The organism is Pseudomonas sp. JDS08PS003, assembly GCF_045013505.1.
GTDB classification, from domain to species: Bacteria; Pseudomonadota; Gammaproteobacteria; order Pseudomonadales; family Pseudomonadaceae; genus Aquipseudomonas; species Aquipseudomonas protegens_B.
Genome location: NZ_CP120724.1, coordinates 722610 through 735528 on the forward strand (window position 1 = coordinate 722610; position 12919 = coordinate 735528).

Sequence of the window (12919 nt, forward strand, 5' to 3'; positions counted from 1 at the left end):
ACGCCGGCGTGGCCGGGCGTTATTCAATTTTTTTGAGTATTTACACTGTGGCCAGCCTTGTGGCCGCCACTTGGATGGGATGATGACTGCTCTGCGCCTTCCTCTTGTTTTCTTGCTCGCGGGCGTTCTTGGCCTGGCGGGTTGCAGCGTTCACCAGCCGGTGTCGCTGTATCAGCTGGACAGCGGAAGTCCAGCCCAGCCGGCCAGTGCCGGCATGTCGGTATTGTTGGGGCCGGTGTTGATCGCCGACTACCTGCAACGTGAAACACTCCTGCAACGCCAGGACGATGGCAGCCTGCAAGCCTCCACCGATGGTCGTTGGGCCGGCAGCCTGTCTTCGGACATCGACCAGTTGCTGCTGCGCCAGGTGGCCGGTCATCTGGACAGCCAGCGCGTGGTACTGGCTCCGGCGACCAGCGGCTTCACTCCGGATGTGCAGGTGTTGCTGTCGATCACCCGGCTGGACTCCGGTAAGTCGCAACCCGCGGTGCTGGATGCGCAGTGGCGCCTGATCGATCGTCGTGGTCAGGTGCGGGACAACCGTATTGTTCACCTGCAGGAGCAGCACGCAGGGACCACGGCTTCCCAGGTCCAGGCTCAGGGCGTGCTGTTGCAGCGTCTGGCCGAGCAACTGTCGGGCGCTCTCAAGCCCCTGGCCAATCAGCCGGCCGTAGCGGAAGTGCCACGCAAGGCAACACCGGCGCCAGCGCCCAAGCCTGTCGAGCACGAGAAACAGCCGAAGATTCCGATGGCCACGCCGATCCGTACGGATATGGAAGTGTTCAGGTTCTGAGGTCAATGGCTGCAAGACAAGGCCCGCCCATTGGCGGGCCTTGTTGTTTCTGCCGTGGGGTGGATGTGTAGCCGATAGTGTTCGCTGGCAAGCCAGCTCCTACGGAGTTTGCGGGGCTGTTGTAGGCGCTGGCTTGCCAGCGAAGGGCAGAACGCCGCCCGCCAGTCGGGCACAAAAAAGCCCGCACTGAGCGGGCTTTTTCTTGCACGGTTTCGGCCTTACAGCTTGGCCCGTGTCTCATGCATGCGCGCCAGTTGCCGTTCCAGCATCGACGGATAAGGCTCCATCAATCGCTCCACGCAGCAAGCCCCTTCCGGGCTGGCGATTGGGCGAATACGTGCTCGCTGACGAATCAGCGCGTCGTCATTGATCTTGCGCTCCACCAGCAGCAGGTTGCGGCTGTGCTGGGACAGTGCCAGGGCATCCTGGGCGGTCTCGGTCAGCAGCAGGTCGATCTGGCTGAGGCCGAACAGCTCCTCGCCCAGCGTCAGGCCCAATTGCAGTTGCAAGGTGATGCCGCTGTCCGCCACTTCGATCTGCAGGGCATGGCCCAGGGCGCGCAACAACTCGCCGCAGCAGATGGCGTTGGTGAGGTAATCGTCGCCGCTGTCTTCGCTATGGAACAACATCAGCGTGCTGCCGTCGTTCAGGGTGTGCAGTTCGCTCTGGTACAGCGAGGCCGCCTGGTCGAGGCAATCGCGATAGCGCTCCAGCAGTTCCATCAGGCGTGCGCGGGGCAGGCGGCGCAGCTGTTCCTGGGCTCCCAGCTGCACGGCGAGTACTGCGCTGTGCTGAGGCTGGCTCGGGACCTGGGGCTGCAGCGCAGGTTTGGGGGCGGGAGTCGACGAGTGATCACGCAGGTCGGCGAACGGATCTTCTTCGTCCAGTTCGTCTTCCTCGGCGCTGACCAGATGCCGTGGCGCAGGCTTCAGGCCGGCGACCGGGGCGCTTTCGTCAAAGCTTGGGTCACGCAGGTTGCGTACTTCGAACGCGGCTTCGTGTTCCTCGTCATCCTGCTCTTCGAGTTCTGGCTGCGGCTCTGGCTCGGGCTTTTCCGGTACCAGGCGAGCGTGCAGCTGACGCGCCAGATCGCCGATCTCGTCCTGGCGCTGGGTCGCTGGGGTGTGTTCATCCAGATCCCGCAGCCAGACCCGCAGTTGCAGCAGCGGGGTGGAGATGTGGCGCCCCAGGCGCAGGCTCAGGGCCAGAGCCAGAGCCAGCAGGATGGCGCCGAGAATGCCCATGCTCTGCAGGCTGATGGTCATCGGCTGCTGGAACTGCGCCATGTCCAGGCTGATCCGCAGGTTGCCGGCGGTCACATCCTGGAAGGTGATCTTGGTCTGGTACACACCTTCGGTTTCACCCAGCAGGCTGCTCTTGGGCCGCTGACCGGCTTCGGCGAGGATACGGTTGTCGACGCTGTAGATCGCCGCATGGGCCACCAGCGGGTTTTTGGTCAGGTTGTTGAGCAGGACATTGAGGCTGAGGATGTCATTGGACACCAGCAGCTCGGTGGCCGAGGTAGCGGTCTGGGTGGTCAGGCTCTGACCCAGGGCGTCGGCTTGTTCGTGCATGGCTTGCTTGAACTGCAGGCCCATCACGCCGGCATAGATCACCAGGGCCAGGGCGACCAGGATCACGTTATGGCTGGCAATGCGCAATGCAATCGGCACACGGCGGTGGCGCAGTGCACGGAAGATCAGCAGGAAGAAGTTATCGGTTTTAACTGGCGTGGGCCGGTTCACTGAGCTCGGCTCTTTTGTCCGTGAAGTTGACGCGCAGTATAGCGACAGGCCCTAGACCGGCAAAGCGCTGGCTGTGCCCGATGGTCACCGAAAGTGGGTAGAATGCGCTTTTTTTCCACCTCGGGGGTGCGCCTTGCGCGAAATTGTCCTGATAAACATCACCGGCGAAGATCGTCCCGGTCTGACTGCGGCCATTACGGGTGTTCTGGCCCAGGGTGGTGTGAACATTCTCGACATCGGTCAGGCGGTGATTCACGACACCTTGTCGTTCGGCATCCTGGTTGAAATTCCCAGCAACGAGCAGAGTTCGTCGGTGCTCAAGGACATTCTGTTCACCGCCTACAAGCTCGACCAGCAGGTGCGTTTCACACCGGTGTCCGAGGACGATTACCAGCAGTGGGTCGCCGGGCAAGGCAAGCAGCGCCATATCGTCACCCTGCTGACGCGCAAGGTCACCGCCGAGCAGTTGCAGCGGGTGAGCTCGATCACCGCCAAGTACGGCTTGAACATCGACCATATCGATCGGCTGTCCGGGCGCATGCCCTTGGATATGCCAGCGGATCAGGGCAAGGGTTGCATCGAGTTCTCGGTGCGTGGCGAGGCCGCCGATCCGCAAGCCCTGCGCGCCGAGTTCCTTAGTGTGGCCCAGGAGCTGAACGTCGATATCGCCTTCCAGGAAGATTCGCTGTTTCGCCGCAACCGGCGCTTGGCGGTGTTCGATATGGACTCGACCCTGATCGAGGCCGAAGTCATCGACGAACTGGCCAAGGCGGCTGGGGTGGGTGAGCGGGTGGCAGAAATCACCGAGCGGGCCATGGCCGGCGAGCTGGATTTCCGTGCCAGCTTCAAGGAGCGCCTGGCCTTGCTCAAGGGCCTGGACGTCAGCGTGCTGGACTCCATCGGCGCTTCCCTGCGCCTGACCGAGGGTGCTGAAACCCTGTTCGCCGAGCTTAAGCGCCTGGGTTACAAGACCGCGATTCTCTCTGGTGGCTTCACCTATTTCGCCAAGCAGTTGCAAGCCAAGCTGGGTATCGACTACGTGTTCGCCAACGAACTCGAGGTGGTGGACGGTAAGGTTACCGGCGTCGCCATCGAGCCGATTGTCGACGCTCAGCGCAAAGCCGATCTGCTGCGCGAGCTGGCCCACAAGGAAGGCCTGCGTCTGGAGCAGACCATCGCTGTGGGTGACGGCGCCAACGACTTGCCGATGCTGGGAATTGCCGGCTTGGGCGTGGCCTTCCGTGCCAAGCCGCTGGTCAAGCAATCGGCCAAGCAGGCGATCTCGACCCTGGGCCTGGATGGCGTGCTTTATCTGCTGGGTTTCCGCGATCGCGACGGGCAGCTCTGAGTCGCCGGGAAAAATCCCCGCCGATAAAAAACGCCGCTGATCAGCGGCGTTTTTTGTGTCCGGCATTCAGGCCTCAAGCCTTGGGTAGACCCAGACCCTGGCCCATACGCACTGGCGAACCGGCGGCCAGTTCTTCAGCCCACTGCACCTGATCCGGGCCAAACAGCACGATTGCCGTGGAGCCCAGTTTGAAGCGACCCATCTCTGCGCCTTTTTCCAGATGGATCGGGGCACGGGCCGCTTCGTCGTAGCGAACGGTCTTGAGCTCGCGCTTGGGCGGCGTTACCAGGCCGGCCCAGACGGTTTCGATCGAAGCGACAATCATTGCGCCGACCAGTACCAGCGCCATCGGGCCGCGCTCGGTGTCGAAAATGCACACCACGCGCTCGTTGCGGGCGAACAGTTCCGGGACGTTCTCGGCGGTGGTCTGGTTGACCGAGAAGATCCGTCCAGGCACGTAGACCATTTCCCGTAGGGTGCCGGCCAGGGGCATGTGCACCCGGTGGTAATCCTTGGGCGACAGGTAGACGGTGGCGAAGTCGCCGCCCATGAAAGGCGCGGCCAGGGCCGGATCGCCACCCAGCAGTTCCAGTACGCTGTAGCTGTGGCCCTTGGCCTGGAATACCCGGCCGTGCTCGATCGGACCCAGTTGGCTGATGGCTCCGTCGGCGGGGCTGAGGATTGCCCCAGGGGTCGGGTCCAGCGGTCGTGCGCCCTCTTTCAGGGCGCGAGTGAAGAAGGCATTGAAATGTTCGTAGGCCGTTACGTCCTCCACTTGGGCTTCGGACATGTTCACTTGGTACTGCTTGGCGAACCAGCTGGTGAACGCATTCTTGAACCAGCGCACGCGGCACTCGGCAATGCAGCCGGCCAGGCGCGACAGCAGGTGATGAGGCAGCAGGTACTGGCTGAGGATGAACAAACGCTTTTTCATTGGGTGTCCTTAAAAACCTTAAATCTCTACGGGCGTATCGGGATGATTGCCCCATTCGCCCCAGGAACCGGCGTAGCCCTTGACCCGCGGGTAGCCCAGCGCCTTGGCCACCAGATAGGTGAAGCCCGAGCGGTGGTGGGTCTGGCAGTGGGTGATCACTTCTTTGTCTTTGCTGATGCCTAGATCCGCGAGGATCTGCGGCATGTCGCGGCGAATGCGCAGATGACGCGCCTGGTCCATGCCGGCGGTCCACTCGAAGTTCACCGCGCCGGGAATGTGTCCGCCCTTGGCGGCCAGGACTTTCTCCCCGGAGTATTCCAACGGTCCGCGGGCGTCCCAGATTGCAAGGTCGGCTGCACCGAGGCGGCTTTGCAGGTATTCGCGGGTGGCGGTGGGTTCGTCATGCAGGGTCAGCGGCACTGGGCGGCCTGCCGCGGCCGGTACTTCGGTGGTCACCGGCAGGCTTTCTGCCAGCCAGGCCGGCAGGCCGCCGTCCAGGTAGTGGTAGCCAGTGTGGCCGATCACGTCCAGCAGCCAGATGAAGCGGCCGGCCCAGCCACCGCCTTCGTCGTCATAGACCACGTAGACCGCGTCAGGGTTGTGTCCGAGTTCGCCGAACAGTGCTTCGAGAGCGGTCTGCGGCGGCAGCAGTCCAGGGGCGGGAGCCTGGCCGAGTTGAGTGCGTTTGGGATCGACGAAGCGCGCCCCGGGAATATGCCCGGTTGCATAGCGGGCAGCGCTGGTCAGGTCGACCAGGATCAGTTCGCGGGCGTCAAGGCGGGCGAGCAAGTCGCTCGGTTCGATGACCAGCGGCAAGCCAGAGAGGTCAGACATGTCAGGTCCCCAGGGCACAAAGGGAAGGATTGTAGCGCAAGCGTCATTGGCTGCGGTTGGTAAAGCTATGCAAGGCTTTTTCGATGCACTGAGCGGTCTTGCCGAACGCCTGGACGCTGATTTCCGAGAAGGGAACACCACCCTGATCGGCCACGGCCAGCATCAGTACCCGGCCGTTGCACGACAGGGAGCGTATTAGCAGGTGTTCGCCCCGAAACAACTGGCGCAAGGAAGTTGGCAGGTGGGCGGAAAACTGCCCATTGTTGACCGGCGTCAGACGCACCTGGGCAGACTTTTCCAGCAGGCGTTGCAGCACCGTGCTCTGCTTGGCCTGCAGTGTCAGCCCTGCTGTTTCCTGGGGCAGACCATACAGTTGCTGCACCCGCAGGTGGCTCTGGCTGCGGTCGACCATCAGTAGCAGCACTCGATGCATGCCGCAGGCCACCAGGGCATCTCGGGCAAAGCCGGTGAGGTGCACGGCATTGGTGAATGGGCTGGGCTCCAGTAGAAGTTCGCCGCAGAGCTTGCGCCATTTGGCCAGCTCCTCGGCTGTCGGAGCCGGTGCCGGCTGTTCGCCGTTGTGCAGGCGCCGCACATCCCAGGGCCAGATCAGGGCCTGGGCCGGGTGCCAGAGATCGGGCTGGCTGTCATTGCGGGCACTGGTTGCCGCCTGCTGGTGCAGCTGTTGCTGGACCTGTGCGACCGGCATTTGCAGGTACAGGCCGGTGAGGTTTTGCCAGCGTCGGCCATGAGCGTTGTTCCAGGAATGCTGCGCCGCCAGGGCCAGGCCGTTGGCCAGCAGGACGCAGTTGGCCGGCTGGTTCAGCCAGCGCTGCAGGTCCGGGTCCGCATCCAGGCGTTGTTGCTGGCGCAGCGGATGTTCGCTGTCGCGGGCGATCAGCATGACCTTGGCCAGTTGATGCTGCTCCTGGGTCAGCAGGCGATAACCCTGCTGCACCCAGATCGGCAAGTGCCAGGCATGGACCAGGGCCTGGCACAACTCCATCAGCCGAACACCGAACAGTTGCATTTCTACCTGGCGAGCCGACTCGTGCTTATAGATGACCCGCAGTTCCCATTCTTCCACGAGCTTGGGGTAGACCAGGGCCATGGCCCACAGTGGCGAGAGAAACAGCAGGCTGCCCCAGTGAATGTCCTGCCACAGTCGTGCCAGGCGCCCGGCGAAAAAACCGTTGGCTTGCTGGGTGGCGTGCTGGCTGATCAGTTGCAACTGACGCAGTGCCTGGGGGATCTGTTGCTCTGGCAGGGTGGGCAGTTGCTCGAGCAGTTCTTCGGTGCGCTTGAGTCCCAGGCGGTTGACCGCGACCTCCAGGTTTTCTGCCGGTTCGCTCATGCTGCCGTGGGAGTGTCGATTGGCTTCGCGGATCACACTCAAGGCCAGCGCCGGGCTGTTTTGCATCAGTTCGGCAATGTCGCGTAGCGAACTGCGATTGTTGGCGATGGCTTTGCACACTCGATCATGACTGGCTTGCGGCACGGGCAAGCGCACGCCATTGAGGAGCTTTACCCAGGCGTCGAGAGAGGCGGGCGGGGAATGTGGGACGTTGGTTTCATTAGACATGGTCGGGCGCAATCATCGTCTGCTGTGAACACGCCCAGAGCGGGCCAAACTGGCTTTTCGCCTTAACTGGCTATAGTCTGGCGCAGTTTTGCCGATAAGTAGAAGAAGAGTTTTAAGAACTTCCGAATATGACCTTGAACCCGACTCAATAAGTACTCTCCTACCTATGGCTAAAATTATCGGCATCATCGTCGTATTCGCGAGCGTGCTCGGCGGATACGTGCTTTCACACGGCAAAATCGCGGCACTGATCCAGCCCTTCGAGGTTCTGATCATTGGCGGTGCTGCCTTTGGCGCATTCCTCCAGGCCAACCCGGGCTACATGACGATGCACGTCGTCAAGAAATCCCTGGGCATGTTCAGCTCGCGCTTCACCCACACCTTCTATCTGGAAGTGCTGGGTCTGATCTACGAGATACTCAACAAAAGTCGTCGCGAAGGCATGATGGCCATCGAAGGGGACATCGAGGACGCTGCCGCCAGCCCGATTTTCGCCAAGTATCCGGCAGTGCTCAAAGACGAACGCATGACCGCTTTTGTCTGTGACTACCTGCGCATCATGTCCTCCGGCAACATGGCTCCCCACGAGCTGGAAGGCCTGTTCGACATGGAGCTGTTCAGCCTCAAGGAAGACCTTGAGCATCCTTCTCATGCGGTCAACGGGATTGCCGACGGCATGCCGGGCTTCGGTATCGTTGCGGCGGTACTGGGGATCGTGGTGACCATGGCCTCCCTGGGCGACGGCGACCAGAAGTCCATCGGCCTGCACGTAGGTGCGGCGCTGGTAGGTACCTTCTTCGGTATTCTCGCGGCCTATGGTTTCTTCGGCCCGCTGGCCCATTCCCTGGCCCACGATGCCAAGGAAGAACTGAACGTCTACGAAGCCATCAAGGCGTCCCTGGTAGCTTCGGCTTCCGGCATGCCGCCGTCCCTGGCGGTGGAGTTTGGGCGCAAGGTTCTGTACCCGGCGCACCGTCCTAGCTTCGCCGAGCTGGAACAAGCGGTTCGCGGTCGCTAAGTCATGGAAAATAATCAGCCGATTATCATCAAGCGCGTCAAGCGCTTCGCTGGCGGACATCACGGGGGCGCCTGGAAAATCGCCTTCGCCGACTTCGCCACGGCGATGATGGCGTTCTTCCTGGTGCTGTGGCTCTTGTCCACCGCGACCCCGGAACAGAAGATCGCCATCGCCGGTTACTTCAAGGACCCGATCGGCTTCTCGGAAAGCGGCACGCCCTACATCATCGACCTGGGCGGCTCTCCTGAGCTGGCGCCGGACAACACCCTCAACCCCGAGATCAAGTCCCAGCCGCAGCCGGACAAGGTCACGGTGGATGCCGATCAGGTGGAGGGCATGGCCGAGCAGGTTGAGCGCGAGCGTCTCGAACTGCTGCTGCAAGAGTTGCAGAACAAGGTTGAAGAGAATCCCCAGCTGCAGAAGTTCAAGGATCAGATCCTCTTCGAAATCACTCCGGACGGCTTGCGGATCCAGATCATGGATGCCGAGAACCGGCCGATGTTCGACTCTGGCAGCGCCCGTCTGAAGCCGTATTTCGAAGACATCCTGCTGGCCATGGCCGACACCATCAAGGCGGTGCCGAACAAGATCAGCATCAGCGGCCATACCGATGCCACGCCTTATGCCGGCAGCGGTGAGTTCGGCAACTGGGAACTGTCCGCCAACCGTGCCAACGCTGCGCGTCGGGCTCTGGTGGCTGGCGGTTATCCCGATCCGCAAGTGGCGCGGGTGGTGGGTTTTGCCTCCTCGGCGCTGTTCGACCGCAAGAATCCGTTCAACCCGGTCAACCGGCGGATCGACATTGTGGTGCTGACCAAGAAGGCCCAGCGCGCCATTGAAGGCGAGCAGACGGATCCCAACGCTCCAGTGCCCAATCAGGGGAGTGGGGCGCCAGGTGAAGTGCCGGGTGCGGCGGCGGATCCGAATGCCTTGCCGCCGGGCAGCGAGCCATTGCCGGCCCATGAAGTGCGCCAGCGCATGAACATCTTCGAGGATGGTGTATTGAAGATGGATGAGCAGGGATCGGCCGGCCAGGCGCCGGCTCCCAAGCCGGTTGCGCCGGCGTCCCAGCCTGCGACCCCAGCGGCCGCACCGGGAACTGTCAGGTGACAAACAACAAGGCCGCGAAGATCGCGGCCTTGTTGTTTCTACGGCGGTGGGTTCAGTAGCTGCTGTCTGGCAGGCTGGCGAGGATCGAACGGTAGCTGTTCATCCGTTGCTGCTGGATGCGCCCGTCTTCCAGAGCCTTGAGCAGTGCACAGCCCGGCTCGCGATCGTGCTTGCAGTCGCGGAAACGGCAGGTGCCCAGCAAGTCGTTGAACTCAATGAAGCCGGCTTCGACATCGGCGCGGCTGACATGCCCCAGGCCGAATTCCCGGATACCGGGGGAGTCGATCAGTTCACCGCCGCCCGGGAAGTGGAACAGTCGCGCAGTTGTGGTGGTGTGGGTGCCCTGTCCGGAGTATTCCGACAGCGGGCCGACCCGGGTTTCGACTTCCGGCAGCAGGCTATTCACCAAAGATGACTTGCCCACCCCCGATTGCCCCACGAATACGCTGATGCGCCCGTCCAGCAAGCCTTGCAGTTGCTCCATGCCGTCGCCGTGGTGGGCCGAGACTTCCAGCAGCGGATAGCCCAGCTGGCGATAGACCGCCAGCAACGCGTTGAGCGCTGGGGCGTTCTGCTCGTCGATCAGGTCGGCCTTGTTCAGCAGCAGCAACGGCCGGATCCCGGCGTGCTCGGCGGCAACCAGGTAGCGGTCGATAAGATTGGCATGGGGCTCGGGCACGGGGGCAAACACGATCACGATCATGTCGACGTTGGCGGCCACCGGCTTGAGCTGGCCACGGCTGTCCGGTCGGCACAGCTCGGTGCTGCGCGGCAATTGCGCGACGATTACCCCGATGCCTTGATTGCCGGCGCGCCAGACCACCTGATCACCGGTCACCAGGGCCGGCAGGTTGGCTCGCAGGTAGCAGCGGAACACTTGGCCGGCCAGCTCGCCTTCCCGGGCCTCGACCTCGACCTGTACGCCGAAGTGAGCAATGACCAGTCCGGTCTGTTCCGGGCCCAAGTCGCCCCCCTCTAGCGCCTCTACGGCGGAGGACTCGCGTTTGGCGGCGCGGGCAGCGCGCTCACCTTGAATCTTTTCGATGCGCCAGTTTTGGCGGCGATTGAGCTGGCGTTTGGCCATTGGTGTTCCGTGTCGATAGTTACGGCGGATAGGTAAAACGGCGGCGAGTTTAGCACGCCGGACAGGCCCTCTAGGCTAAACTGCGCAACTACGCCGAGGAGCCCTCCCCATGCAAAACCCGCAGAACCTGATTTGGATCGATCTGGAAATGACCGGTCTGAACCCCGACACCGACGTCATCATCGAGATGGCGACCATTGTCACTGACAGCAATCTGAACACCTTGGCTGAAGGACCGGTCATCGCAATCCACCAGAGCGACGAGATTCTTGCCGGCATGGACGAGTGGAACACTCGCCAGCACGGTGGTTCCGGCCTGACTCAGCGGGTTCGCGAAAGCCGCATCAGCATGGCCGAAGCCGAAGCCCAGACCATTGCCTTTCTGGAGCAGTGGGTACCCAAGGGCAAGTCGCCCATCTGTGGCAACAGCATCTGCCAGGACCGACGCTTCCTCTATCGCCACATGAAGGCCCTGGAAAGTTACTTCCACTACCGCAACCTGGACGTCTCGACCCTCAAGGAACTGGCCGCCCGCTGGGCCCCGGACGTGCGCGACAGCTTCAAGAAAGGCAGCACTCACCTGGCTCTGGACGACATCCGCGAATCCATCGCCGAGCTGCAGCATTACCGCAAGCACTTCATCAAATTCTGACCTGCAGGAGCCGGCTTGCCGGCGAACGGGCGCGCGCTGTTGGCGGCGCCCGTACCCGCCCTCTTTTGGTGCTCGCTTCAACTGAGTAGACTGCGCGCCTTCCTGTAAGGACCGCCATCATGCTGTTGATGCTTTATCTGATCGCCATTACCGCCGAAGCCATGACCGGCGCCTTGTCTGCCGGCCGTCGCGGCATGGACTGGTTCGGCGTGGTGCTGATCGCCTGTGTCACTGCCCTTGGCGGTGGTTCGGTGCGTGATGTGCTGCTGGGCCATTACCCGCTGACGTGGGTCAAGCACCCGGAATACCTGGTGCTGACCTCGGTGGCGGCCCTGGTGACAATCTTTATCGCGCCGCTGATGCGCCATCTGCGTTCGCTGTTTCTGGTGCTCGACGCCGTGGGCCTGGTGGCTTTTACCCTGATCGGTTGCATGACAGCCCTGGAAATGGGGCACGGCATGCTGGTGGCGGCGGTCAGTGGGGTGATCACTGGGGTCTTTGGCGGCATCCTTCGGGATATCTTCTGCAACGACATTCCCTTGATCTTCCGCCGTGAGCTGTACGCCAGCGTGTCCTTCGCAGCGGCCTGGTGCTACATGCTATGCATTTATCTGCAGTTGCCCAGCGAGCAGTCGATCCTGGTCACCCTGTTCGGCGGCTTTCTGTTACGGCTGTTGGCCATCCGCTTTCATTGGGAAATGCCCAAGTTCGTCTACAACGACGAACATTGACGCTTGGCGTGCTGGCTCAGGGCCCACTGCACGTGCTCACGGACCAGTTCAGAGGGGTAGTCCTGGCGCGCCTTCAGGGCTTCAAGTACCGGAATGCTGGAAGGGGCGTTGCCCAGGCCTACCGCTAGGTTGCGAAGCCAGCGCTCATAACCGGCGCGGCGCAGGGGCGAGCCTTCGGTGCTGCTGAGGAATTTGTCCTCGTCCCACATGAACAGTTCTGCCAGTTCGGCATTGTCCAGGTTGTGCCGGGGTTTGAAGTCGCCTTCTCCCGAGGGGCGGGCGAAGCGGTTCCAGGGGCAGACGATCTGGCAGTCATCGCAGCCGAATACCCGATTGCCGATCAGGGGGCGCAGGTCTTCGGGAATGGCGCTTTTCAGTTCGATGGTCAGGTAGGAAATACAGCGCCGGGCATCCAGTACATAGGGGCCGACGAAGGCGTTGGTCGGGCAGATGTCCAGGCAGGCGGTGCAGCGCCCGCAGTGTTCGGTGGCGTGGGGCTCGTCCACTGGCAGAGGCAGGTCGACGAACAGCTCGCTGAGGAAGAAGTAGCTGCCGGCCTTGCGGTTGAGTACCAAGGTGTTCTTGCCGATCCAGCCGAGCCCGGCCTGCTCAGCGATGGCTTTTTCAAGCACCGGCGCGCTGTCGACGAATGCGCGGTAGCCAAAGGGGCCAATGGCTTGCTGGATGCGTTCAGCCAGTTGCTGCACACGCTTGCGGATCAACTTGTGATAGTCGCGGCCCAGGGCGTAGCGCGAGACATACGCCTTGGACGGCTCGGCCAGGCGCTGGGCCATCTGGGTGTCGCCGGGCAGGTAGTCCATGCGCAGCGATACCACCCGCAGCGTGCCGGGCACCAACTGATCAGGATGGGAGCGTTTGCTGCCATGGGCGCCCATGTATTCCATTTCGCCGTGGTAGCCGGCGGCGAGCCAGCGTTCCAGGTGCTGCTCATGCTCGGCCAGGTCCAGGCCGCTGATGCCGACTTGCTGAAAGCCCAGTTCGCGGCCCCAGTCCTTGATCGATTGGGCGAGAGCGGGGAGATCCTGGGTAATAGCGGGCATGAGGCGAGAGAAACCGGAGCTGAGGTG

At 62.3% G+C, this 12919-nt stretch carries 12 protein-coding genes; 6 read left to right on the top strand and 6 right to left on the bottom strand.

The features are described from left to right. Nucleotides 1–82: 82 nt before the first annotated feature. Nucleotides 83–793: a membrane integrity-associated transporter subunit PqiC gene (locus P7C00_RS03260; protein WP_123723382.1), complete on the top strand. Its 711-nt coding sequence runs from the start codon at nt 83–85 to the stop codon at nt 791–793. Between the two features lie 218 nt (nt 794–1011). Here P7C00_RS03260 and P7C00_RS03265 read toward each other — a convergent pair whose 3' ends face one another. After that, nucleotides 1012–2538: an AhpA/YtjB family protein gene (locus P7C00_RS03265; RefSeq protein ID WP_346634547.1), complete on the bottom strand. Its 1527-nt coding sequence runs from the start codon at nt 2536–2538 to the stop codon at nt 1012–1014. A gap of 133 nt (nt 2539–2671) precedes the next feature. Here P7C00_RS03265 and serB point away from each other — a divergent pair, with 133 nt between their 5' ends. Further along, entirely contained in the window at nt 2672–3886 is a 1215-nt protein-coding gene (gene serB / locus P7C00_RS03270) for a phosphoserine phosphatase SerB (protein WP_346634548.1), read from the top strand. A gap of 73 nt (nt 3887–3959) precedes the next feature. Here the strand turns inward: serB and asd are convergent, their stop codons facing one another. The 3 genes from asd to P7C00_RS03285 are packed head-to-tail and all read right to left on the bottom strand — an operon-like array spanning nt 3960 to nt 7236. After that, entirely contained in the window at nt 3960–4820 is an 861-nt protein-coding gene (gene asd, locus P7C00_RS03275) for an archaetidylserine decarboxylase (protein ID WP_402889899.1), read from the bottom strand. Between the two features lie 18 nt (nt 4821–4838). After that, nucleotides 4839–5654: a thiosulfate sulfurtransferase gene (rhdA, locus tag P7C00_RS03280; RefSeq protein WP_404938127.1), complete on the bottom strand. Its 816-nt coding sequence runs from the start codon at nt 5652–5654 to the stop codon at nt 4839–4841. A 43-nt stretch (nt 5655–5697) separates the two neighbouring features. Continuing rightward, on the bottom strand, nt 5698–7236 hold the full coding sequence (locus P7C00_RS03285) for an HDOD domain-containing protein (protein WP_346634551.1): 1539 nt from the start codon (nt 7234–7236) through the stop codon (nt 5698–5700). Between the two features lie 166 nt (nt 7237–7402). Between P7C00_RS03285 and motA the strand changes: the two genes are divergently transcribed. Beyond that, the gene (gene motA, locus P7C00_RS03290; protein WP_011058928.1) at nt 7403–8254 is read left to right on the top strand and encodes a flagellar motor stator protein MotA; all 852 of its coding nucleotides are present in this window, start codon (nt 7403–7405) and stop codon (nt 8252–8254) included. 3 nt (nt 8255–8257) lie between these two features. Further along, nucleotides 8258–9364 carry a flagellar motor protein MotB gene (motB, locus tag P7C00_RS03295; RefSeq protein WP_346634552.1) on the top strand — a complete coding sequence of 369 codons (1107 nt, stop codon included), beginning with the start codon at nt 8258–8260 and terminating at the stop codon, nt 9362–9364. A gap of 52 nt (nt 9365–9416) precedes the next feature. Here motB and rsgA read toward each other — a convergent pair whose 3' ends face one another. Further along, a complete protein-coding gene (gene rsgA, locus P7C00_RS03300) occupies nt 9417–10448 on the bottom strand; it encodes a small ribosomal subunit biogenesis GTPase RsgA (protein WP_404938128.1) in 1032 nt (343 codons plus the stop codon). A gap of 109 nt (nt 10449–10557) precedes the next feature. Here rsgA and orn point away from each other — a divergent pair, with 109 nt between their 5' ends. Together orn and P7C00_RS03310 are read left to right on the top strand one after the other, a co-directional pair. Next, nucleotides 10558–11100, top strand: coding sequence for an oligoribonuclease (gene orn / locus P7C00_RS03305; RefSeq protein ID WP_011058931.1), 543 nt, complete (start codon nt 10558–10560; stop codon nt 11098–11100). A gap of 116 nt (nt 11101–11216) precedes the next feature. Beyond that, nucleotides 11217–11831 carry a trimeric intracellular cation channel family protein gene (locus tag P7C00_RS03310; RefSeq protein WP_177330307.1) on the top strand — a complete coding sequence of 205 codons (615 nt, stop codon included), beginning with the start codon at nt 11217–11219 and terminating at the stop codon, nt 11829–11831. On the opposite strand, the gene queG is transcribed toward P7C00_RS03310, so the two are convergent. Then, nucleotides 11813–12892, bottom strand: coding sequence for a tRNA epoxyqueuosine(34) reductase QueG (gene queG / locus P7C00_RS03315; RefSeq protein WP_346634554.1), 1080 nt, complete (start codon nt 12890–12892; stop codon nt 11813–11815). The genes P7C00_RS03310 and queG overlap by 19 nt on opposite strands. Nucleotides 12893–12919 lie beyond the last annotated feature (27 nt).

What these genes read in the sequence shown, in the direction of transcription:
- orn (WP_011058931.1), top strand. Translation starts at nt 10,558, where the DNA reads ATGCAAAACCCGCAGAACCTGATTTGGATCGATCTGGAAATGACCGGT.
- queG (WP_346634554.1), bottom strand. Translation starts at nt 12,892, where the DNA reads ATGCCCGCTATTACCCAGGATCTCCCCGCTCTCGCCCAATCGATCAAG.
- rhdA (WP_404938127.1), bottom strand. Translation starts at nt 5,654, where the DNA reads ATGTCTGACCTCTCTGGCTTGCCGCTGGTCATCGAACCGAGCGACTTG.
- P7C00_RS03285 (WP_346634551.1), bottom strand. Translation starts at nt 7,236, where the DNA reads ATGTCTAATGAAACCAACGTCCCACATTCCCCGCCCGCCTCTCTCGAC.
- motA (WP_011058928.1), top strand. Translation starts at nt 7,403, where the DNA reads ATGGCTAAAATTATCGGCATCATCGTCGTATTCGCGAGCGTGCTCGGC.
- P7C00_RS03260 (WP_123723382.1), top strand. Translation starts at nt 83, where the DNA reads ATGACTGCTCTGCGCCTTCCTCTTGTTTTCTTGCTCGCGGGCGTTCTT.
- rsgA (WP_404938128.1), bottom strand. Translation starts at nt 10,448, where the DNA reads ATGGCCAAACGCCAGCTCAATCGCCGCCAAAACTGGCGCATCGAAAAG.
- asd (WP_402889899.1), bottom strand. Translation starts at nt 4,820, where the DNA reads ATGAAAAAGCGTTTGTTCATCCTCAGCCAGTACCTGCTGCCTCATCAC.
- motB (WP_346634552.1), top strand. Translation starts at nt 8,258, where the DNA reads ATGGAAAATAATCAGCCGATTATCATCAAGCGCGTCAAGCGCTTCGCT.